11 protein-coding genes are annotated in these 24,323 nt (G+C 60.0%); 2 read left to right on the top strand and 9 right to left on the bottom strand.

Going from position 1 to position 24,323, the window contains the following annotated elements; all coding sequences use genetic code 11:
• Window positions 1-53: 53 nt before the first annotated feature.
• From glgB to AC07W5_RS15505, 3 genes are all read right to left on the bottom strand, one after another.
• Window positions 54-2,285, bottom strand: a complete 2,232-nt coding sequence (glgB, locus tag AC07W5_RS15515; RefSeq protein ID WP_495011897.1) for a 1,4-alpha-glucan branching protein GlgB — start codon at window positions 2,283-2,285, stop codon at window positions 54-56.
• Window positions 2,282-5,635, bottom strand: coding sequence for a maltose alpha-D-glucosyltransferase (gene treS / locus AC07W5_RS15510; RefSeq protein ID WP_495023744.1), 3,354 nt, complete (start codon window positions 5,633-5,635; stop codon window positions 2,282-2,284). Before treS ends, glgB begins: the two co-directional genes overlap by 4 nt.
• Window positions 5,636-5,803: 168 nt before the next feature.
• Window positions 5,804-7,801 (bottom strand): alpha-1,4-glucan--maltose-1-phosphate maltosyltransferase, encoded by a 1,998-nt coding sequence (locus AC07W5_RS15505; protein ID WP_495023743.1) that lies wholly within the window; start codon window positions 7,799-7,801, stop codon window positions 5,804-5,806.
• Window positions 7,802-8,855: 1,054 nt separating this feature from the next.
• On the opposite strand from AC07W5_RS15505, the gene ccoG reads away from it, so the two are divergent.
• Together ccoG and mapR are read left to right on the top strand one after the other, a co-directional pair.
• Window positions 8,856-10,268: a cytochrome c oxidase accessory protein CcoG gene (gene ccoG, locus AC07W5_RS15500; RefSeq protein ID WP_495023742.1), complete on the top strand. Its 1,413-nt coding sequence runs from the start codon at window positions 8,856-8,858 to the stop codon at window positions 10,266-10,268.
• 138 nt (window positions 10,269-10,406) lie between these two features.
• Window positions 10,407-11,816 carry a GntR family transcriptional regulator MpaR gene (gene mapR / locus AC07W5_RS15495; protein WP_494991505.1) on the top strand — a complete coding sequence of 470 codons (1,410 nt, stop codon included), beginning with the start codon at window positions 10,407-10,409 and terminating at the stop codon, window positions 11,814-11,816.
• A gap of 127 nt (window positions 11,817-11,943) precedes the next feature.
• Here mapR and AC07W5_RS15490 read toward each other — a convergent pair whose 3' ends face one another.
• From AC07W5_RS15490 to AC07W5_RS15465, 6 genes are all read right to left on the bottom strand, one after another.
• Window positions 11,944-12,690 (bottom strand): SDR family oxidoreductase, encoded by a 747-nt coding sequence (locus AC07W5_RS15490; RefSeq protein WP_494991504.1) that lies wholly within the window; start codon window positions 12,688-12,690, stop codon window positions 11,944-11,946.
• Window positions 12,691-12,780: 90 nt separating this feature from the next.
• The gene (locus tag AC07W5_RS15485) at window positions 12,781-14,862 is read right to left on the bottom strand and encodes a putative bifunctional diguanylate cyclase/phosphodiesterase (protein ID WP_495023741.1); all 2,082 of its coding nucleotides are present in this window, start codon (window positions 14,860-14,862) and stop codon (window positions 12,781-12,783) included.
• Window positions 14,863-15,140: 278 nt separating this feature from the next.
• A complete protein-coding gene (locus AC07W5_RS15480; protein ID WP_495023740.1) occupies window positions 15,141-16,634 on the bottom strand; it encodes an efflux transporter outer membrane subunit in 1,494 nt (497 codons plus the stop codon).
• Window positions 16,631-19,738, bottom strand: a complete 3,108-nt coding sequence (locus tag AC07W5_RS15475; RefSeq protein WP_495023739.1) for an efflux RND transporter permease subunit — start codon at window positions 19,736-19,738, stop codon at window positions 16,631-16,633. The genes AC07W5_RS15480 and AC07W5_RS15475 overlap by 4 nt, the downstream gene beginning before the upstream one ends.
• Window positions 19,735-22,836 carry an MdtB/MuxB family multidrug efflux RND transporter permease subunit gene (locus AC07W5_RS15470; RefSeq protein ID WP_495023738.1) on the bottom strand — a complete coding sequence of 1,034 codons (3,102 nt, stop codon included), beginning with the start codon at window positions 22,834-22,836 and terminating at the stop codon, window positions 19,735-19,737. The genes AC07W5_RS15475 and AC07W5_RS15470 overlap by 4 nt, the downstream gene beginning before the upstream one ends.
• Window positions 22,833-24,149, bottom strand: a complete 1,317-nt coding sequence (locus AC07W5_RS15465) for an MdtA/MuxA family multidrug efflux RND transporter periplasmic adaptor subunit (RefSeq protein WP_495023737.1) — start codon at window positions 24,147-24,149, stop codon at window positions 22,833-22,835. Before AC07W5_RS15465 ends, AC07W5_RS15470 begins: the two co-directional genes overlap by 4 nt.
• Between the last annotated feature and the right edge of the window lie 174 nt (window positions 24,150-24,323).

Below are 24,323 nucleotides of genomic sequence, written 5' to 3'. Positions count from 1 at the left end.
GCCCCTCGCCACAATTGCCCGCGAATGATTACACAGCGGCCGCTATCGCCCGCTCAACCCTCCGGCCGCAAGATCAACACCGCCAACGGCGGCAGATTCAACACCAACGACAACTCCTGACCATGGCTGGGCTCCTCCTCGGTGATAACGCCGCCACCGTTGCCATAGTTGGAGCCGGCATAGGTGTCGGCATCGCTGTTGAGCACCTCGCTCCAGCGCCCGGCAAAGGGCACACCGATCCGATAGGCCTGACGAGGCACCGGCGTGAAGTTGGCCACCACCAGCACCGGGCGCCCTTGCTTGCTCCAGCGCAACCAGGCGTAGACGCTGTTGATCGCGTCATCACCGATCAACCACTGGAAACCCTGCGGCGCATCGTCCTGATCGTGCAGTGCCGGCTCCTCGCGGTACAGCCGGTTGAGGTCTGTCACCAGTTTCTGCACACCTCTGTGCTCCGGGTACTGCAGCAAATACCAATCAAGCTGCTGATCGTGATTCCACTCGCGCCATTGGCCGAACTCGCACCCCATGAACAGCAGCTTCTTGCCCGGATGCGTCCACATGAACGTCAGGTAAGCCCGCAGGTTGGCGAATTTCTGCCAGCGATCACCGGGCATTTTGTCGATCAGCGAATGCTTGCCGTGCACCACTTCGTCATGGGAAATCGGCAGGATGAAACGCTCGGACCAAGCGTAAACCAGGCCGAAGCTCAACTCGTTGTGATGGTGAGCGCGGTACACCGGATCCTGCTGAATGTAGTGCAGCGAGTCGTGCATCCAGCCCATGTTCCATTTGTACGCGAAACCCAGCCCACCCTGCTGAGTGCCCTGACTCACACCAGGCCAGGCCGTGGACTCCTCGGCAATCATCAGTGCACCCGGTGCCTCCAGGGCAATCACGTCGTTCAGGTGGCGAACAAAATCGATGGCTTCCAGGTTCTCGCGACCACCATGACGATTGGGCACCCACTCGCCCGCATTGCGTGAGTAGTCGCGGTAGAGCATCGAGGCCACTGCATCCACGCGCAGACCGTCGACATGGTAATGCTTGAGCCAGTGCAGCGCCGAAGCCAGCATGAATCCGTGAACCTCGGTGCGACCCAGGTTGTAGATCAGCGTGTCCCAATCCTGATGGAAGCCTTCCAGCGGGTTGCCATACTCATACAGCGCCGTGCCGTCGAACTGCGCCAGACCATGGGCGTCGGTAGGGAAATGCGCCGGCACCCAATCGAGAATCACGCCGATATCCGCCTGATGGCAGGCGTTGACGAAGGCGGCGAAATCATCTGCCGAGCCGTAACGAGCACTCGGGGCAAACTGCGACAGCGGCTGATAGCCCCAGGAGCCACCGAACGGATGCTCCATGATCGGCATCAGTTCGATATGGGTGAACCCAAGACTCTTCACATAAGGAATCACACGTTCGGCCAGCTCATGCCAGTTATATTGGCGCGAGACCTCACCCAGGTCGTCGACTTCGCACTGCCAGGAGCCGGCATGCAGCTCATAGATCGACAGCGGTGCATCCGGTCGCTGGCGCTCGCCTCGGGCCTGCATCCAGTCGTTGTCTTGCCAGTCGATCTTCAGCGGGGAAGCGACTTTCGACGCGGTGTCCGGCGGCAGCTGAGTCGCCAGCGCCATAGGGTCGGCCTTGAGCGGCAGAATCCCGTCCGCACCAAGAATTTCGTACTTGTAGGCCTCGCCTGCCTGCAGGCGCGGGATAAACAATTCCCACACACCTGAGGAATGGCGCAAGCGCATGGGATGCCGACGACCGTCCCAGACGTTGAAGTCACCCACCACCGACACCCGCCGGGCATTCGGTGCCCACACTGCAAAGCGCACGCCGTCGACGCCGTCCACGGTCTTCAATTGCGCGCCAAGGCAGGCGCTCAGGTCGCGGTGGTTGCCTTCGGCGAACAGGTAAAGGTCCATCTCGCCGAGCAGTTGGCCAAAGCTGTAGGGGTCTTCGCTGGTCTGCTCGGCGCCAGCCCAATTGATCCGCAACTGATAGGCCTGAGCTCGGTCGAAATGCCCGACAAACAGACCCGGTACATCGGCCTCGCTCAAACTTCCGAGCACCTCCCCACTGTCCCTGGCCAGCACCTGAACACTCAGGGCACCCGGTAAAAACGCGCGGATAATCTGCCCGCCTGCACCATCGTCATGGGGGCCCAGAATTGCAAACGGATCGCGATGCTCGGCACGCACCAAGGCGTCAATATCCTTTGCGCCGGGCAGCAATGTCACTCTCGAATGACCCTGTTCCCTGTTTGAGAAACTCATGACTGCTCTCCACTGGTCTCTGTGTCGGAAAAGGGTTTAAGCCCCCTCAATAATCCATACAAGCCGTGCAATGGCACCGGCAGCCAAGTGGGTCGATTTTCGGCTTCATACACCACTTCATAGGCTGCTTTCTCCAGACAGAACAACGCCAGCGCGGCGTCTTCACCTTCGTCGTTTTGCCATGCATGAGCAAGACTAGCCGTTGCCAGCCGATATGCCTGAACAAAGGCATGCCGCGCTTCACTCAAATACCGATCCGTCACACGCGCGCGCGCGGCATGGGCCTGTGCCGAGCCGTCGACACCCTGCACATTCAGCGCCATCGCCGCCGCATAGTCGAACGAACGCAGCACGCCGCTGACATCCTTGTACGGGCTGTGTTTGCCACGACGTTCATGCAATGCGCGGGCCGGTTCGCCTTCGAAGTCGATCAGGTAGGCATCGTTCTTGATCACCAGCACCTGTCCTAGGTGCAGATCACCGTGTACCCGCATACGCAAACCGCCGACAGTCTGTTTTGCCAGGCTCTGGATGTGGCTCAGCAGGGCTTCTTTGTGTTGCAGCAAACGGCTGACCAATACCTGATCTTCAGGCCCAAGCCCGGTCCGATGTTGCTCGAGCATCTGCAAGGCGCACCCCAGTTGCGTGCCGATGTGTCTGGCCCACTCTTGCGTATCCTTGAGCGTACTCGGTTTCGGACTGAAGTCCGGGTTATCGCTGGGCGCGGCCAACACCTGGTGCATCTCGCCCAGGCGCTGACCCAGCATGCCGGCGAAATCTTTCAGTTCGCCCAACGCGTTGTAATGCTGTTCCTGTTCGGAAACAGCCTCGGCCAATTCATCGCGAATCGCCCGTTCAAGGTTGTTCTGCGTCCACTCCCAGGCGTCCCCCTGATTACTCAGATACCCTTGCGCGATCATCAACAGATTGTCCTGGCCCTGCTCGTCACGGCGAATCACCGAGCCGAGCAGCGGTGAAATATGAGGGAAGCCCGCCGAGGTCAAATAAGCCCCCATTTCCAGCTCCGGATGAACACCGGCGCTGACTTTGCGGATCAGTTTGAGCACCAGACTGCTGCCGACCACCACTGAACTGTTGGACTGTTCGGCCGACAGATATCGCACTTCAGCTTCGTCGCTCAGGCCCAGCCTGGCCAGTTCGGCGGTGGCCTCGAAGCGAATCTCGCCTGCGCTTGTCGGCAATACGGTCTGCGTCTGGATGCCCTGCAAAATCGCCCGCACAAAGGTATCGAGGCTGAAGGCATCGGTGATCAAACCGACTTGTCGTCCACGCCGGACCCGCGCCAGTGCAAGCTGCTGCGCCAAGGCTGTGCTGAACTGATCCTCGGCCAACAGACCGAACGGCAACTGATAGCGACTGGCCTGCCCATCGCTGGTGACCTCGATTTCGCTGAGCAGCACCGGATGCTGCGGGTCGCCAAAGCGCACGCCGTAGGCGATATGCACCCGTTCGATCGCCGAGTCCTTGCCAGCGAACCAACGCCGCTTCGGCAACCAGGTCGGCAGCGACGTCTGCTCCAGGGTGGTGCGTGACGGCGCTTCGAGCAATTCTTCGAGGCGTTCTTTCAGGACCAGGGTGGTGAAGTCCGGCATGCTTTGCGCCGGCTCCACATGCCAGCTCGGCATTTGATTTTCCGCCGCCAGTACAAACCAGTAAAAACCGTACGGAGCCAGCGTCAGCAGAAAATTCAATTGGCCAATCGGCGGGAAGGCGTTCCCGCCGAGCATTTCCACCGGCACCATGCCCGCGAAAGCCGACAGATCCAGTTCTGCGGCCTGTGCACTGCGGGACACGTTGGCCACGCAGAGGATAATTTCGTGCTTGCCGTCGGCTCCTGTGTATTCCCGGGTATAGGCCAGAATCCGTCGATTGCTCGGCGACAGCATTTTCAGCGTACCGCGACCGAACGCTTTCGACTGTTTACGAACGGCCAGCATCCGTCGATGCCAGTTCAACAATGAATGCGGATCGACGGCCTGGGTCTCGACATTGACCGACAGATAGCCGTAGAGCGGGTCCATGATCGGTGGCAGCACCAGGCTGGCCGGATTGGCGCGCGAGAATCCACCGTTACGGTCGATCGACCATTGCATCGGCGTGCGCACGCCGTCGCGGTCGCCCAGATAGATGTTGTCGCCCATGCCGATCTCATCACCGTAATACAGCGTCGGCGTGCCCGGCATCGACAGCAGCAGGCTGTTGAGCAGCTCTATGCGACGGCGGTCACGCTCCATCAAGGGTGCCAGGCGTCGACGAATCCCCAGATTGATCCGCGCCCGACGGTCGGCCGCGTAGTAATTCCACAGGTAATCGCGCTCTTTGTCGGTGACCATTTCCAGGGTCAGTTCATCGTGATTGCGCAGGAAAATCGCCCACTGGCAGTTGACGGGAATCTCCGGGGTCTGACGCAGGATGTCGGTGATCGGAAAACGGTCTTCCTGCGCCAACGCCATGTACATGCGTGGCATCAACGGGAAGTGAAAGGCCATGTGACACTCGTCGCCATTCTGGCCTTTGCTGTCAGCATCGCCAAAATACAGCTGTGTATCTTCCGGCCATTGGTTGGCTTCAGCCAGCAGCATACGGTCCGGGTAGTTGGCGTCGATCTCGGCACGGATCTGTTTGAGCACCTGATGGGTTTCGGGCAGGTTCTCGTTATTGGTGCCGTCACGTTCGATCAGGTACGGAATGGCGTCCAGCCGCAGGCCGTCGATGCCCATGTCCAGCCAGTAGCGCATCACCGAGAGTACGGCTTTCATGACTTGCGGGTTATCGAAATTCAGGTCGGGCTGGTGGGAATAGAAGCGGTGCCAGAAGTACTGGCCGGCCACCGGATCCCAGGTCCAGTTGGATTTTTCGGTGTCGAGAAAGATGATCCGCGTGCCGTCGTACTTCTGATCGTTATCGGACCACACATAAAAGTCCCGCGCCTTTGATCCCGGTTTGGCTTTGCGCGCCCGCTGAAACCACGGGTGCTGGTCCGAAGTGTGGTTGATCACCAGTTCAGTGATGACCCGCAGCCCGCGCTGGTGAGCCTCGGCGATAAAGCGTCTGGCGTCGGCCATGGTCCCGTAGTCGGCGTGAACGCCCCGGTACTCGGCAATGTCGTATCCATCGTCGCGACGCGGTGAGGGGTAGAACGGCAGCAGCCAGAGGGTGTTCACACCCAGATCGGCAATGTAATCGAGCTTGGCGATCAGACCTGGAAAATCGCCGATTCCGTCGTTATTGGAGTCGAAAAATGATTTTATATGAACTTGATAAATCACCGCATCCTTGTACCAGAGCGGGTCCTTGATAAAGCTTGCTGACTTGGGTTTCTTTGCCATTGGAAACTCCTGGACTGATCGGATCGTTCCCACGCTCTGCGTGGGAATGCCTCACCGGACGCTCCGCGTCCGCTCTTGGTGTGACGCGGAGCGTCACGGGCTGCATTCCTTTGCTGCGCATGGGAACGATCAAAAGCGCTCTGCGTGGGAACGATCAACCCGTCTTCGTCACACTGCCGATATCCGCCAGATCCCGAACGGCTGATTCCACGGCTCGATCCGCATCCACTGGGTTTTGCCGTACCAGGTCCACCGATGACCGTTCATCAAATCCTCGCCGCGGGTTTGCGCGTCGTCGGGTAAGCCCATCTCCCATAGCGGCAGCTCGAAGTTCGCCTCTTGCACATTGAATGGATCGAGGCTGACCGCCACCAGAACGAAGTTGCTGCCATCGGCGCTGCGTTTGCCGAAATACAGAATGTTGTCGTTCCAGGCGTTATAGATTTTCAAACCCAAATGACTGTGCAGTGCCGGGTTCTGCCGACGTATGCGGTTGAGCTGGGTGATCTCGGCGATGATGTTGCCGGGGGCGTTGAAGTCGCGGGGGCGGATCTGATATTTCTCCGAGTCCAGATACTCTTCCTTGCCCGGCACCGGCGCGGCTTCACACAGCTCGAAGCCCGAGTACATACCCCACAGCCCCGAGCCCATGGTCGCCAGCGCGGCGCGGATCAGGAAACCGGCACGACCGGACTCATGCAGAAAAGCCGGATTGATATCCGGCGTATTGACGAAGAAATTCGGGCGGAAGCACTCGCGCCACGGCGACTGGTTGAGCTCGGTGAAATACGTCGCCAGTTCAGCCTTGGTGTTGCGCCAGGTGAAGTAGGTGTAGCTCTGGGAAAAGCCAACCTTGCCCAGGCGCGCCATCATCGCCGGCGTGGTAAAGGCCTCGGCAAGAAAAATCACCTCGGGGTACACCGCCCGTACATCTGCAATCATCCACTGCCAGAACGGCAAAGGCTTGGTGTGCGGGTTATCGACGCGAAAGATCTTCACCCCCTCCTCGACCCAACCGACGACGACATCCCGCAACGCCATCCACAGACCGGGAATCGCATCGGTGGCATAGAAGTCCACGTTGACGATGTCCTGATACTTCTTCGGCGGGTTTTCGGCGTATTTAATGCTGCCGTCCGGCCGCCAGTTGAACCAGCCTGGGCGCTGCGTGAGCCAGGGGTGATCCTGGGAACACTGGATGGCGAAATCCAGAGCGATTTGCAGCCCATGTTCAGCGGCAGCGGCCACCAGGCGGCGAAAGTCTTCACGACTGCCCAACTCTGAATGAATCGCCTCATGCCCGCCCTCGTCGCTGCCGATGGCATAAGGGCTGCCCGGATCATCAGGACCACACGTCAGCGAATTGTTCGGGCCTTTGCGGTAGCTGCGGCCAATCGGGTGGATCGGCGGAAAGTACAAAACATCGAAGCCCATGTCATGGATCATCGACAATCGCGAGTGCACATCATTGAACGTGCCATGGCGCGCCGGGTCATCGGTGATCGAGCGGGGAAACAGCTCATACCAACTGGCGAACTGCGCCAGCTCACGCTCGACGTCCAACGGGTATTCAGGGCTGATGCTCAAGTAGGCACGATGATTGGCCTGGGCCATCAGCTCAGCGCTGCGCTCATGCACAAACAACGCGACTTGCTCGGTTTCCGGCAAACCGCAGAGCTCATGATGCAAAGCGCTCAACTGCTCGCTCAATACCCCTTCACTGCGCTCGACCGCTTGCTGCACCAGGTTGCGTCCTTCCTGCAACTCCAGGCTGACCGGTACGCCGGCCATATGTTTCTTGCCCAGCTCATAACAAAAACTGGCGAACTGATCGATCCACGCTTCGATGCAAAATACATAGCGACCCTGGGCGGGCACCGTGAACTGCCCTTGCCAGCCGTTATTACCGAGGTTGGTCATGGCTTCGCTTTGCCACGCGCTATCAGCCTCCGCGCGCCAACGGAGGTTGACCGCCAGCTTGTCATGCCCGTCGGCGAACACCTTGCTGGTGACTGTCACCGGCTGGCCCACCAGGGCTTTGGCCGCAAACTGCCCTCCATCGATGACAGGCTGGGTGCTTTCGATCGCAATGCGTGGCAACAGCAACGCCTGCGACAAAGGCAATTTCGGGTTGTGTTCAAGTTCTGTCGGTGTTTCAGCAATCATTGAGCATCTCTCCCTACGCCCCCTTGGACGCTCTTGTGCCTGGTCGTGCCTCACAGGCGCTGGTCTGTCTGTGAATGAACTCACTTAGGTTCCGAGCCAAGAGCAGGCACAAAAGTTCAGACTGATTTGCCTGCGGCGTACCCTCGGCAAAATCCGCAGTCATCGTCACCCGCCGACGTTCAACCGCTTTACTCCTGTCACCAACAAGCAGAAACGAGGCCATGTTCATGGGTATTTCAATTGCGCGTGAAAAAGATCCGCCGACTCAAGCGGCCCCCGATTAGCGGCCCAACAGAAGCGATAAGCATAGGTAGAAAACCAATGGGTGACCTGCGTGAGGGATGGTTTTTACAGCCTACCGTTCGTCGCTTTATTCATGGCAAGCCTGCAAGTCGCAGGCTTTATTTTTTTAGAAACTCCAATAAACGCCCTACAGCAGCACTGCCCTGCGCACTGAATCGCGAGCAACTAAAAGACAGTCGACCGACCTGTGCCCCCCTACAACTACGAGCTACTTGACTTCTACAACAAACACTTCAAAACATCCGAAAGAGCCGTACCCGAAAAGAGACAGCGGTCACTAAGAGAAACCCTTGATCAACTGAGCAGAAACAACGACATCGACTTCAGTAAACATGAACTGCAGAAACCATCGACTGGGGACGACACACCTTTATCGGAAACTGAATAAGGCCTGCGCGAACTATTACTCATCCGTCTCCGGCAACCGAACCACCCTCGGCATCACACTAATTATCGCCAATACCGGCAAGGTACTTGGCACCGTAGCGGGCACGGTAGACCGTCGTTAGCATTCGCAGGCCACCGAGGGTGGTTCGGTGATTTGACTGATCCGGATTGCAGGCAGCGGCCAGCGCCTGCGTCGGGGGCTGTCGTGTCGCTGTAATGGGGACGCCAAGGGTGCTGCAACTTGTCGCAGGCAAGCGTCTGGCGCTCATCTGATCCGCTTTTTATTCCGATACCTGAGTCTGTTATGCAAACAGATCGCTCGTCATAGTGCAGCTGCCTGATGGAGGCTGATGAGCGAAAGACCATGAGCGATAGAATCCCCGTCCGACTAGTAGAAACATTCGAGCCTTCGCGTCCAAAGATGAAGGCCAAATCCAGCGACAACCTGATTCACACCCGAAGCTTCACCGGTTTGTTCCGCACCTTGCGGGTGAGCGGTGCAGGCTTTTTGTTCCTGGCGTTCTTTGGCACCGTGTGGCTGAACTGGGGTGGCCGTCAGGCGGTGCTCTGGGACTTGTCGGAAAGCAAATTCCACATCTTCGGTGCTACCTTCTGGCCGCAGGATTTCATTCTGCTCTCGGCGCTACTGATCATCTGCGCCTTTGGCTTGTTTGCGATCACCGTGTTCGCCGGGCGAGTCTGGTGTGGCTATACCTGTCCTCAGAGCTCCTTTACCTGGCTGTTCATGTGGTGCGAAAAGGTCACCGAGGGCGAGCGCAACCAGCGAATCAAACTACAAGCCGCGCCCTGGGGCCTGAACAAACTGATGCGCCGCTCGGTCAAGCACACTATGTGGCTGGCCATCAGCCTGCTCACCGGCTTGACCTTTGTCGGTTACTTCACGCCAATCCGGCCGCTGGCCAACGAGCTGCTGACCCTGCAAATGGGTGGCGTCAGTCTGTTCTGGGTGCTGTTTTTTACCGGTGCGACGTACATCAATGCCGGTTGGTTACGCGAAGCGGTGTGCATGCACATGTGCCCCTATGCCCGCTTTCAGAGCGTGATGTTCGACAAAGACACCCTGACCATTTCCTACGATGTTGCCCGCGGCGAAAACCGTGGCCCACGCAAACGCGGCGTGGCATCGGCCGAGGTTGGGCTGGGTGACTGCATCGACTGCCAACTGTGCGTGCAGGTCTGCCCCACCGGTATCGATATCCGTGACGGCTTGCAGATGGAATGCATAGGTTGCGCAGCCTGTATCGATGCCTGCGATTCGATCATGGACAAAATGGGCTATGCCCGCGGGCTGGTCAGCTATACCTCGGAGCATGAGTTGCAAGGTGGCAAGACTCACCTGTTGCGCCCACGACTGGTCGGTTACACCGTGGTGCTGCTGCTGATGATCGGCGCATTGGCCCTGGCGTTGGTGGAACGGCCGATGGTCTCGCTGGATGTGAGCAAGGATCGTGGCCTGTTCCGCGAAAACAGTCTGGGCCAGATCGAGAACATCTACAGCCTGAAGATCATCAACAAGACCCAGCAACGCCAGCAATACAACCTGGCCCTGGTGGATGGCGATGGCTTCCAGTTGCAGGGCAAGACGGAGCTGAGCCTGGCGCCGGGCGAGATCGTGGATATCCCCGTGTCGGTGGCGATGACGACTGACCGCCCAAGCAGCAGCTCGCAAAAAATCAGCTTCATGATTACCGACAGCGATGACCCGAGCGTACACAGCGTCGCGCAAAGTCGTTTTGTTGCGCCGTTGAATCGGTAGACTCTCTAGCGAGCGCTTCGCGCTCGATCGCGGGCAAGCCTCGCTCCTGCATGGTGTGCGCAATTCTGTAGGAGCGAGGCTTGCCCGCGAAGAAGAAGTCAGCCGAATATTTCTGTATGACACTGAACCGGGCCTTAGATGAAACGCTACGAAAAATTCGCTGACGACATCGCTGAACTGATCCGCCGCGGGGTGCTCGGCCCTGGCCAGCGCGTGCCATCGGTGCGCTATGCCAGCCAGACCTATGGAGTCAGCCCGTCCACGGTGTTCCAGGCGTATTACCTGCTGGAACGTCGTGGTCTGATCCGTGCCCGACCGCGCTCCGGCTACTTCGTCAACACCCACGCGCCGAGCCCGTTCTCGGAGCCGGTGATCAGCAGCCAGGTCAACGAATCCACTGAAGTCGATGTCAGCGAACTGGTGTTCTCGGTCCTTGATTCGATCAAGGACCCGACCACCATCCCCTTCGGCTCGGCCTTCCCCAGCCCGACCCTGTTCCCGCTGCAACGTCTGGCCCGTTCACTGGCCAGCGCCAGCCGCGAAATGGACCCACGGATGGTGGTCACCGACATGTCGCCGGGCAACCCGCAACTGCGTCGGCAGATCGCCCTGCGCTACATGGTCGGCGGCTTGATGCTGCCCATGGAAGAGCTGCTGATCACCAACGGCGCCCTCGAGGCCCTGAACCTGTGCCTGCAAGCGGTGACCGAACCCGGTGACCTGGTGGCCATCGAAGCCCCGGCGTTCTATGCCAGCCTGCAAGTACTGGAACGACTCAAGCTCAAAGCCGTGGAAATCCCCGTGCATCCACGGGACGGCATCGACCTTGGCGTCCTGGCGCAAACCCTCGAGCGCCACCCGATCAAGGCCTGCTGGTGCATGACCAGCTTCCAGAACCCCATGGGCGCGACGATGCCCGAGGCCAAGAAACAGGAGCTTGTGGAGCTGCTGCGCACTCATCAAGTGCCGCTGATCGAGGACGACGTCTACGCCGAACTCTATTACGGTCAACAGGCACCGAAACCGGCCAAGGCTTTCGACACCGAAGGCCTGGTGATGCACTGCGGCTCCTTCGCCAAAAGCCTGGCTCCCGGCTACCGTATCGGCTGGGTCGCCGCCGGGCGCTATGCACAGAAAATCGAACGCCTGAAACTCATGACCTCACTCTGCGCCTCGATGCCTGCCCAGGCCGCCATCGCCGACTACTTGCAACACGGCGGCTACGACCGCCACTTGCGCAAACTACGTTACGCCCTGGAAGAGCAACAAAGCGCCATGCTCGCCGCCATCGCCCGCTACTTCCCGGCGCAAACCCGCGTCAGCCAACCGGCCGGCGGCTACTTCCTGTGGCTGGAACTGCCGGCGCAGATGGACTCATTGAAGTTATTCCAGATGGCACTGGCCCAGGGCATCAGCATCGCACCGGGGCCGATCTTCTCGCCAACCCGGCGGTTCAGGAATTGCATTCGGTTGAATTACGGCAGCCCCTGGAACGAGGCTGCCGAGAAGGCGATGGAAACGCTGGGGCGGATTGTGCGGTCGTTCTGATGGTTCAGTGTGATCGTTCCCACGCTCCCGCGTGGGAATGCAGCCCGTGACGCTCTGCGTCACTGCCGAAGCGGACGCGGAGCGTCCAGTGAGGCATTCCCACGCAGAGCGTGGGAACGATCATTAACTACCGCCCACCGCCCAGATCCACAAAAGTCCCGGTCGCATAGGAAGCCTTGTCCGACAGTAGCCAGATAATCGCCTCGGCCACTTCATCGGGGCGGCCGCCGCGGGCCATCGGAATGCCGGATTCGAGTTTGCTGACGCGGTCCGGGTCGCCGCTCAGGGCGTGGAAATCGGTGTAGATGTAGCCGGGGCGCACCGCATTGACGCGGATACCCTCGCCTGCCACTTCTTTGGAAAGACCGATAGTGAAGCTGTCCAGTGCGCCTTTGGAGGCCGCGTAGTCGACGTACTCACCGGGGGCTCCAAGACGCGAGGCGACGGAGGATACGTTGACGATACTGCCGCCCTGGCCGCCGTGTTTGGGGGACATGCGCAACACCGCATGCTTGGCGCAGAGAATCGGCCCCAGCACATTGGTTTTCATGACTTTGAGAATACGAAACTCGGACATTTGATCGACCCGGGATTTGTGCCCCACGGTGCCCGCGTTGCTGACCAGTGCCGTCACCCGACCCAGTTCGGTATCGACCCGATGGAACAGGCCGATGACTTCGTCTTCGATACTGACATCGGCGCGCACGGCAATCGCCTGGACACCCAGCGCGCGGACTTGCTCGAGCACCTGCTGAGCGGCCAGCTCGTCCGCCTGGTAATTGATGCAGATCCGATAACCCTGCTGCGCTGCCAGAAGTGCAGTGGCCGCGCCGATACCGCGGCCGCCGCCGGTGATGACCATGACTCTGTCCATGCTTGCTCCCCCATTCAAACCTTAAGCATTGGCTGCACAATACCTGCCAGCGAGTGCTTTTGCATGGGTTCAAGTCAAGCACATCGCAGTTCAACTTGCCGCCAGTTGCTCCGTTCTATGGATATCTGCCATGAAGCGCTCCGCTGGCAGCGGATGCCCGAGCAAGTAGCCTTGCAACGAATCGCACCCTAACTGGGTCAGGAAATTTTGCTGCACATCGGTTTCCACGCCTTCTGCGACGATTCGCAGCCCCAACGCCTGACCGAGGGCGACGATGGCTGAAACGATGGCGGCGTCATCGCTATCATGTTCCAGATCGCGGACAAAACCACGGTCGATCTTCAATTCGTTGGCCGGCAAACGCTTGAGGTACATCAGGCTCGAGTAGCCGGTACCAAAGTCATCAATGGACAAATCGACGCCCATTTGCGAAAGCTCCTGGAGGACCGTCATGCTCGCATCAGCGTCGCTCATGGCCGTGGTTTCAGTGATTTCCAGGGTCAGGCTGTTGGCCGGCAAGTGGTGGCGCGCCAACGCGCCGGCAACGCTTTTCACCAGCCCGGCATGACAAAACTGCAAAGCCGACAGGTTCACTGCGATACGCCAGTCGGTGTAGCCCTGCACGTACCATTCACGCATCTGGCGGCAGGCTTCGTTCAATACCCATTCGCCGATCGGGATGATCAGACCGGTCTTTTCCGCCAGATCAATGAATTTGTCCGGCAGCATCATGCCATGCTGCGGGTGTACCCAACGCAACAGGGCCTCGGCACCTACTGGTTGGCCGTTGCAGGCATCGAACTTGGGTTGGTAATACAGACTGAATTGCTCGTGCTCGACGGCGGCACGCAGGTCTTGCAGCAATTGCAATTGTTTACGGGCGTCGGTGTTCATCGAGGCGTCGAAGAAGCGATAACCGTTCTTGCCGGTACCTTTGGCGTGGTACATCGCCGCGTCGGCGTTCATCAGCAATTCTTGTGCGGTCTCACCATTACCGGGGTAAACGGCAATACCCACGCTGGCGGAGATTTGCAGGTCATGCTCGGCCACCCGAAACGAGCGCGAAATCAGCCCGACCTGGCGCGCCGCCAGGCTCAGGGCATCATCCGGCTCGCCGAGCTGCACCAACAACACGAATTCATCGCCACCGATGCGCGCCAGCGTGTCCTGGCTACGCAAATCCTCGCGCAGGCGCAGGCCGACTTCACGTAGCAACTGGTCGCCCATGTGATGCCCAAACGCATCGTTGACCGGTTTGAAGCCATCCAGATCGAGGAACATCAACGCAAAACAACCGCCCTGCTCGCGCACCAGATGCATCGCCTGATCAATGCGATCGGCCAGCAGAACCCGATTCGGCAATCCGGTCAGGGTGTCGTGCAGTGCCAGCTGGGTGAGTTCCTGATTGGCCAGGGTCAGCGAGTTGGCCAGATCGGCAGTACGGGCTTCGAGGCGGGCGTCGAGGACCGAGGTCAGCAACGCGATGCACAGCACCGCCAGGGTGGTGACCAGCACCAGGTTATCCAGGCCCTTGCTGCTCAGGCCGTCGAACGCTGCACCACAAAAGCTGCCGTCGGCGAAACGCGCTGCGGCCATGCCGGTGTAATGCATGCCGACTATGGCGATGCCCATGATCACTGCCGCGCCGCCACGGGCAAACATGACGTAAGGGGTGTTTTGACGCAGCCGGAAGGCGATCCACAACGCAGCGGCTGAAGCCCCGACGGCGATCAACAAGGACGCGCTGAACAGCGCCGGGTCGTAATCGATACCCGGCTGCATGCGCATGGCGGCCATGCCGGTGTAGTGCATGGCGCTGATCCCGGCGCCCATGATCAGGGCGCCGAACGCCAACTGCCAGGCCGGCAAACGTGGCTGGCTGACCAGCCACAGGGCAAAACCACAGGACACAATGGCGATCAGCAGGGATAACAGGGTAATCGTGAGGTCATACCCCAGGTCAACCGGCAACTCGAATGCCAGCATGCCGATAAAGTGCATCGACCAGACACCCACACCCATGGCCAGCGCCCCGCCCGCCGTCCACAGATGAACCGCCCGGCCCCTGGCCGTAGCGATGCGTCCGGTGAGATCCAGAGCGGTATAGGAAGCGAGAATCGCTACACAGAGGGAGATCAAGACCAGGGCGGGGGAATAACTACCAATGAGCATGGGGCTTCTCGTGGCCAATGAGCCGAACGGCGTCCATGCTCGGTGTCAAAGTGGCGATTGTACCGATTGCGCTACAGAACGCACTGAGAAAAACTATCAATAGGCCATTAGTCGATAATCCGTATGTAGCAGCTGGCGAAGCCTGCGTTCGACCGCGTAGCGGACGTAAATTAAACACCAAGATTCCGCAGGCTGATCGCAGAGGCTCATTCACGAGCGCTTCGCACTCGAACGCAGGCTTCGCCAGCTGCTACAAAACCTGCCTGTATCTTTATCCCCTACTCCTTCTCACTCAGCTGCATCTGCCCATCCCAGCCACCGCCCAACGCAGCGATCAGTTGTACGCTGGCAATCAAGCGGCTTTGCAGCAGGGTCAGCACGCTGCGTTCGTTGCTCAGGGCAGTGGCCTGGACCACCACCACATCGAGGTAGGCGATCAAACCGGCCTTGTACTGGTTCTGGGTCAGACGCAAGGATTCGCGGGCTGACTCCAGGGCTTGCTGTCGCACCGCCGCTTCGTCTTCCAGCACCTTGAGCTGCACCATGAAGTTTTCCACCTCACGAAAGCCATCGAGCACGGTCTGCCGGTATTTGGCCACGGTCTGGTCATACACCGCTTCAGTGCGATCGACCTCCGCCGAGCGTTGGCCGCCGTCGAACAGGGTCATGGCCAGTTTCGGTCCCACCGACCAGAAGCGGTTTGGCAGGCTGATCCAGTCGGCGAAGGTACTGCTGCTGTAACCGCCGCTCAGGCTGAGAGTCAGGTCTGGAAAGTAGGCTGCTTCAGCTACGCCGATGTTGGCATTGGCGGCAATCACCAAACGCTCGGCCGAAGCGATGTCCGGACGCCGCTCAAGCAGCTGCGACGGCAGGCTCAAGGGAATCTGCGGCAACGCGGGGATGTCCTGAGTCTCTGCCAGGTTGAACTCTGCCGGCGGCACCCCCGTCAGTACGGCGATGGCGTTTTCCAGTTGGGCGCGCTGCCAGATCAGGTCGATGAGGTCCGCCTGAGTGCTCTTTAGCTGGGTTTGCGCCTGGGCGACCGCATCTTTGCCGGATATGCCGGCGCGGTATTGGTTTTCGGTCATTGTCAGTGAGCGCTGATAGGTCTCGACCGTCGCTTCCAACAGGCGCTTCTGTTGATCCATCACCCGCAATTGCAGGTAGCTCTGCACCAGCTGCGATTGCTGGCTCAGGCGCATTGCCGCCAGATCCGCAAAGCTTGCCTGGGCACTGGCCTCATTGGCCTCCAGGCCGCGACGCAATTTACCCCAGACATCCGCCTCCCAACTCACACCCAGCTGGGTGTTGTAAGTATCGCGAATGCCGCTGATGGAGCTGGTCAAGCTCGAACTGCTGCTGCCAGTGCCCTGACTGGAGCGGGTTTTCCCGGCGCTCAGGTTCACACTCGGAAAAAACGAACCTCGGGCGCTGCGAACCAGGGCCTGGGCCTGGCGGTACTGGGCTTCCGACTGGGCAACGGTCTGGTTGGCACTGTTGAGCTTCTCGATCAGGCCGTCGAGTTGCTGATCACCGTATAACTCCCACCAGGCACCACGGGCCAGGGAGTCGCTGGGGTTGGCCTGACGCCAGCCCTTGGCTTCTTTGAATTGGGCTGGAGCACTCAGTTCCGGGCGTTGGTAATCAGGGCCGATAGCGCAGGCGCTGAGCATCAACCCGCACAAGGTCAGGCTAAGCAGACGCGAACCGCGGGCCATGACCAGGCGTTGAGTGAACGGCACGGGGGCTTTGGGAGGCGAGCGGTCAGTCATAGCGGAGTTTCCAGAGCAGCATCGGTACGTATCCCGCGCCAGTGATTGAAGCGATGGCGCAGACGGTCGAGATAGAGGTAAACCACCGGGGTGGTGTAAAGCGTCAGTACCTGGCTGAAGATCAGCCCGCCGATAATCGTCAGGCCCAGCGGCTGACGCATCTCCGCGCCCTCCGCGGTGCTGAGCAACAACGGCAAGGCACCGAGAATCGCCGCCAGCGTGGTCATCAGAATAGGCCGCAGTCGCAACAGGCAGGCGCTGCGGATCGACTCCAGCGGTGGCATGCCCCGCTGACGTTCAAACTGCAGCGCCAGGTCGATCATCAGGATCGCGTTTTTCTTCACCACGCCGATCAGCAAGAACAGCCCGAGCAACGAGATCAGGCTGAACTCGCCGCCGAACGCGTAGATCGACAGCAGCGCCCCGACCCCGGCCGACGGTAGCGTTGAAAGAATGGTCAACGGGTGAATATAGCTTTCATAGAGCACCCCCAGCACCAGGTACACCGCCACCAGCGCGCCGAGAATCATCCACGGCTGACTCTTTTGCGCCGCGGCGAAGGCGTTCGCGGTACCCGCCATCTTGGCAATCACCTCTTCGGGTAGCCCGACCTTGGCAATGGCCCGTTCGATGGCCGCAGTACCCTGTTCGACGGTGACGCCTTCGGCCATGTCGAAGGTAATGCTTTCAGAAGCAAACTGCCCTTCATGGCTGACCCGGTCGTTTTCCAGGCTGTTTTCGTAATGGGCGATACCCGACAGCGGGATGCGCTGGCCAGTGGCGGTGATCACCTGCACCTGATTGAGGGTTATCGGGTCCCGGGCGTATTTCGGGTTGACCTCCATCACCACCTGATACTGGTTGAGGCTGTCATAGATGGTGGAGATCTGTCGCTGGCTGTAGGCGTTGTTCAGCACTGCTGTGACCATGTTCATGTCAACGCCCAGGCGCTTGGCCTGGTCGCGGTCGACCACCAGCGTCACCTGCTGGGCACCCCGCCCCTCGCGGGCATCAATGGCCGTCAGCTCGGGCAAGGCCTTGAGCGCTTTGACGACTTTGGGGTACCACTCGCGCAATGCCCCCAGATCGCCACTTTGCAGGATGTAGGAATATTGCGAGGTGGTTTGCTCGCGACCACCACCAAATTGCAGATCCTGGTCGGCCATGAGCATCAATTGACTGCCCGGCACCTTGGGCACCGACTTGCGTAGACGCTCGATGACTTTCTGCGCGGAAACCTGCCGTTCCTTGATCGGTTTCAGACGCACCAGCATGAAAGCGTTGTTGGTGCCGTTGTTCCCGCCAATAAAGCCGGCGACACTTTCTACCGCCGGGTCGGCCAATACCGCGCGACGGAAGGTTTCCATCTTCGGTTGCATCACGTTGAACGACATCCCGTCATCACCGCGCACAAAGCCAATCAACTGACCGGTGTCCTGTTGCGGCAGGAAGGTTTTGGGCACTACCACATACAGCGCGACGTTGACCCCGATGGTGATCAGCAGGCTGAACAAGGTCAGCCGCCGATGATGCAACACCCAGTCCAGGCTGCGCGCATAGCCGCTGACCATCCACTCGTTGGCCCGCTGGCTCCAGCGTTGCAAGCGATTTTCCTGGCCGGGGTTGTGGGGCTTCAGCCAGCGCGCGCAGAGCATCGGCGTCAGGGTCAGCGAGACCACCAGCGAGACTACGATGGACGCTGCCAGGGTGATGGAAAACTCGCGGAACAGGCTCTCGATGATCCCGCCCATAAACAGAATCGAGAGAAACACCGCCACCAGCGAGACGTTCATCGACAGCAGCGTGAACCCCACCTCCTGGGCCCCCCTATACGCCGCTTTCATTGGCGAAATACCTTCGTCGATATGCCGGGAAATGTTCTCCAGCACCACGATCGCGTCGTCCACCACCAGCCCGGTGGCAAGAATCAGCGCCATCAGCGACAGGTTGTTCAGGGAAAACCCATAGAGGTACATGATGGCGAAGGTGCCAACCAGCGACACCGGTACCGCCAATGTAGGGATCAACGAGGCGCGCAACTTTCCGAGGAACACAAACACCACCACAATCACCAGCGTCACGGCGATCAACAGGGTCATTTCCGCTTCGTGCAAGGTGGCCTTGATCACCGGCGAGCGGTCCATGGCCAGGTTCAGTTTGACGCTGGCCGGTAACACTGCCTGCAACGCTGGCAGCTGAGCCTTGATCTCGTTGACCGTTTCGATGATGTTAGCCCCGGCCTGACGGTTGATCACCAGCAGCACCGCCGCATCATCGTTGAAAAAGCCGCTGTTGTAGCGGTCTTCGACGCCATCGCTGACCTTCGCCACATCACTGAGGCGCAACGCCGAGCCATTCTGGTAGCGAATGATCAGCGGCTCGTAATCCCTGGCTTTCTCCAGTTGGTCGTTGGCCTGCACCAGCCACATGCGCTGGTCGTCTTCGACCGAGCCCTTGGGCCGGCGCACGTTAGCGTTGGCGATGGTCGTACGCACATCGTCCAGTGCCACGCCGTACTGGTTAAGCAACTGCGGCTCCAGCTCGATGCGCACTGCCGGCAGCGAGCTGCCGCCGATCTGCACTTCACCCACCCCCGGCACCTGGGACAGGCTTTGCGACAGAATGGTCGAGGCCAGATCATAGAGCTGGCCCTTTTGCAGCACATCCGAGGTCAGCGACAAGACCATGATCGGTGCCTGGGACGGGTTGACCTTTTTGTAGGTCGGCATGCTGCGCATACCACTGGGCAGCAGGTTGCGCGAAGCGTTGATCGCGGCCTGCACTTCCCGCGCCGCGCCGTTGATGTCCCGATCGAGGTCGAACTGCAGGATCACCCGGGTCGAGCCCTGGCTGGAACGGCTGCTCATGGTGTTGACCCCGGCGATGGCGCCGAAGGAACGCTCCAGCGGCGTTGCCACGGTCGACGCCATGACTTCCGGGCTGGCGCCAGGCAGGCTCGCCTGAACCACGATCACCGGGAAGTCCATCTGTGGCAGCGGCGCCACCGGTAGCAAACCGAAGCTCACGCCACCCAGCAGCAGGATCGCCAGGCTCAGTAACATGGTCGCTACCGGCCGGCGAATGAAGGGTCCGGACAGGTTCATGGCTCAACCGGCTCCAGACGATCCGGCGCCGGCCGCCAGCGCCGGGCGAGACGGTCGAAGTACAGGTAAATCACCGGCGTGGTGAACAGCGTCAGCACCTGGCTGACCAACAAACCGCCGACCATCACCAGGCCCAGCGGTTGACGCAGTTCAGCGCCGGAACCGGTGGCAAGCATCAAGGGCACGGCGCCGAACAGTGCGGCCAGGGTAGTCATCAGAATCGGCCGGAACCGCAGCAACGCCGCTTGATAGATCGCCGCCTCCGGGTCCATGCCCTGATTGCGTTCGGCATCGAGGGCGAAGTCGATCATCATGATCGCGTTCTTTTTCACGATACCGATCAGCAGAATGATGCCGATGATCGCGATCATCCCCAAATCATTGCCGCTGAGGATCAACGCCAGCAAGGCGCCAACCGCCGCCGAGGGCAAGGTCGAAAGAATGGTGACCGGGTGGATGTAGCTCTCGTAGAGCACGCCAAGCACGATGTACATGGTCACCACCGCCGCCAGAATCAGCAGCAAGGTGCTCGACAGCGACGCTTCAAAGGCCTGGGCGGCGCCCTCGAACCGGGTCTGCACGCCGATCGGCATGCCGATATCCTGCTGCACCTTATTGATCAGCTGTACCGCCTGCCCCAACGCCACACCGGGCGCCAGGTTGAACGACATCATCACCGCGGGGAACTGGCCGATATGGGTAATCGCCAGTTGCGCCTGACGCTCCTCGATATGGGCCAGGCTGGACAACCGCACCTGACCGCCAGCGGTGGTTTTGACGTGGATCTGCTCCAGAGCCTGCGGACCGATCTTCTCGCCAGACTGCGACTGCAGCACCACACGGTATTGGCTGGCCTGGGTGTAGATGGTGGAAATCTGCCGCTGGCCGAAGGCGTCATACAGCGCATCGGTGATGTTCGACACGGACACACCAATGCGCGACGCCGCATCGCGGTCGATCACCAGAAAGACCTGCAAACCCTTGTCCTGCAAATCGCTGGCAACGTCGGTCAGCTCCGGCTGCCTGGCCAGCGCTTCGACCAGCCTGCCGCTCCAGAGGCTGAGCATGTCGGCATCCGGCGAGGACATGCTGAACTGATACTGGGTACGACTGACCCGGTCTTCGATGGTCAAATCCTGCACCGGCTGCATGAACAGCCGGATGCCCACCAACTTGTTCAGTTCGGGTTGCAAGCGCGCAATCACTTGCGTTGCGCTCTGGCCACGCTCGTTATGGGGTTTGAGGTTGATCAACAGGCGCCCGCTGTTGAGCGTGGCGTTATCGCCGTCGACGCCGATGTAGGACGACAGGCTTTGTACGGCCGGGTCTTGCAGAATGATTTTGGCCAGCTCCTGCTGACGCTGGCTCATCGCAGCGAACGAAATCGACTGCGGCGCCTCGGAAATGCCCTGGATCACCCCGGTATCCTGCACCGGGAAGAACCCCTTGGGCACCACCATATACAGGAACACCGTCAGGCCCAGAGTGGCGATGGCCACCAGCAGAGTCAGTGGCTGGTGTTTCAACACCCACTTCAACTTGCGCCCGTAGGCGGCAATCATCCAGTCGATCCAGGCGCCGCTGGCACGGTAAAAACGGCCCTGCTCTTGCTCCTCGGGGTCACGCTTGAGCAAACGCGCGCACATCATCGGTGTCAGGGTCAGGGAGACGACCAGGGAAATCAGGATCGCCACCGCCAGGGTGATGGCGAACTCGCGGAACAACCGCCCTACCACGTCAGCCATGAACAGCAGCGGAATCAATACCGCGATCAGCGACAGTGTCAGCGAGATCAAGGTGAAGCCGATCTGCTTCGCGCCCTTGAGCGCCGCCACTAGCGGGCTGTCACCCTCCTCGATGAAGCGCGAGATGTTCTCCAGCATGACGATGGCGTCGTCCACCACAAAGCCGGTGGCGATAGTCAGGGCCATCAGGGTCAGGTTGTTGATCGAGAATCCGGCCAGGTACATCACACCAAAGGTACCGATCAACGACAGCGGTACGGCAACCGACGGAATGATCGTCGCGCTGGCCCTGCGCAGAAACAGGAACGTCACCATGACCACCAGGGCGATGGCGATCAGCAGTTCGTGTTGCACGTCGGTGACCGAGGCGCGGATGGTCTGGGTACGGTCGGTCAGCACGATCACGTCAAGGCCGGCCGGCAGGTTGTCGGTGATGCTCGGCAACAATGCCTTGATCCGGTCGACCACTTCGATCACGTTCGCGCCCGGTTGACGCTGGATGTTCAACAACACGGCCTGGTTTTGATTGGCCCAGGCGGCGAGGCGCTCGTTCTCGGCGCCGTCGACGATCTGTGCCACGTCCTTCAGACGCAGCGGAGCACCGTCTTTATAGGCGAGGATCAGCTCGGCGTAGTCTTTGGGCGAGGTCAGCTGGTCGTTGGCATCGAGCATCGAGACCCGGGTCGTACCGTCGAAGTTGCCCTTGGGCTGGTTGACGTTAGAGGCACTGACCAGGGTGCGCACGTCCGAGAGGTTCAAGCCGTTGGCCGCCAGAGCCTCGGGATTGACCTTGATCCGCACCGCCTGACGCTGACCACCCGCGATGCTGACCATGCCGACGCCACTGATCTGGGCGATCTTCTGCGCCATGCGGGTATCGACCAAATCATTGAGCTTGGGCAACAGCATGGTCCTGGAGGTAATGGCCAACGTCAGAACCGGGGTGTCCGCCGGGTTGACCTTGTTGTACACCGGCGGTGCCGGCAGATCCTTGGGCAACAGGTTGGTGGCGGCGTTGATCGCGGCCTGCACCTGCTGCTCGGCGACATCCATATTGATCTCGAGGCTGAAACGCAAGGTCAGCACCGAGGCGCCGCCAGAACTGGTCGAGGTCATCTGGGTCAGCCCTGGCATTTGCCCGAACTGACGTTCCAGCGGCGCAGTGACCGCACTGGTCATCACATCAGGGCTGGCACCGGGGTAAAGCGTCATCACCCGAATGGTCGGGTAATCGACCTGGGGCAATGCCGAGACCGGCAACAGCCGGTAGGCGATCAGGCCGGCCAGAATAATGGCCAGCATACTCAGGGTCGTGGCCACCGGACGGAGGATGAACAGCCGTGAGATGTTCATGCGCCGCCCTTTATCGCCTTGCCAGTGGCTGCTGGTTCAACCGCGCTGCTTGCCGGCGTGCCTTGCAGATCCTTGGCCGGGGTGGCCGGAATCTCCTGGCTGTCGTTGACCACTTCCACCTCGCTGCCCTCTTTCAGGCGATCGGTGCCCTCCAGAACCACACGATCACCCGGGCTCAGGCCTTCGTTGATAACCGTTACATCGCCGTCGCTGGCACCCACCTTCAACGGCAGGATCCTGACCTTTTTATCGCCGTCCATCGCGTAGACAAAGGTACCGTTGTTGCCGAACTGGATCGCTGCCGACGGCGCCAGCACTACGCCTTTCAAGGTGTCGGCGAGCACGCGCACATTGACGAACTGATTGGGAAACAGCGTTTGATCACGGTTCTCGTAGCGCGCCTTGAATTTCAGGGTTCCGGTGGTGATGTCGATCTGGTTATCCAGACTCTGCAAGACGCCGGTAGCCTGCAATTTCACGTCACCGCGGTCCCAGGCTTCCACTGGCAATCGGGCACCGCTGTGGAAGCGCTCAAGGACCGTCGTCAGGCTGTTTTCCGGCAAGGTGAAGGCCACGCTGATCGGCTGAGTCTGGGTAATGATCACCAGCGCCGTGGTGTCATTGGCCGCCACCAGGTTACCGACGTCCAGTTGACGCAAGCCCAGACGTCCGGCAATCGGTGCGCGAATCCTGGTGAACTCCAGGTTGAGCCTGGCGTCATTGACCGCCGCCTGATTGGTCTTGACCGTGCCCTGATACTGACCCACCAGCGCTGCGGCGGTGTCCAGCGTCTGTTTGGCGATACTGTCTTCGGCGTACAGGCCGCGGTAGCGCTCAAGATCGACCAGGGCATTTTTCAGTTGCGCCTGATTCTGTAGCAAGGTGCCTTCGGCCTGAAGCAAGGCATTCTGGTAGGGACGCGGGTCGATCTCGGCCAGCAAGTCGCCGGCCTTGACCATCTGCCCTTCCTCAAACGCGATCTTGACCAGCTCGCCAGCCACGCGACTGCGCACATTGATGGTATTCAACGCCGTGACGGTACCCAGTGCTTTGTAGTACAGCGGGAAATCTCCACGCGTTACTGCCGCCACGCGTACCGGAACCGGTCCGGCGGACCCGCCGAACCCCGGGCGCATGAGGCCGGACTTGCCGGTATGCCCGGTGCTGGCTTTCTGCGCTGCGGCTTCTTTGTGAGCAACGTCGGTTGGCCAGAACTTCCAGCACAGACCAGCGATGACCAACAGGACAAGCAGGCCGAGCAGCCAGCGACGGGGGTTACGGGAAGCAGTGGATTGCATGGAAGGATCAACCATTGGGCGCGTGAGCATCTTCTACTGAAGGCTGAAAGATAAGCACTGGCGGGGATTTAGCAAAGCGCCTTTACCGGCAATTTACGTTGGGCTTACGTTCGTCAGTGCTTGCTAAACCACTGACGCACAAATAAAAACGGCCTGGACAAGGCCAGGCCGTCAATAATCGTAAAACCT

This window comes from Pseudomonas sp. GW821-FHT01E05 (assembly GCF_059422425.1).
This window is presented reverse-complemented; position numbering and strand designations above follow the sequence as displayed.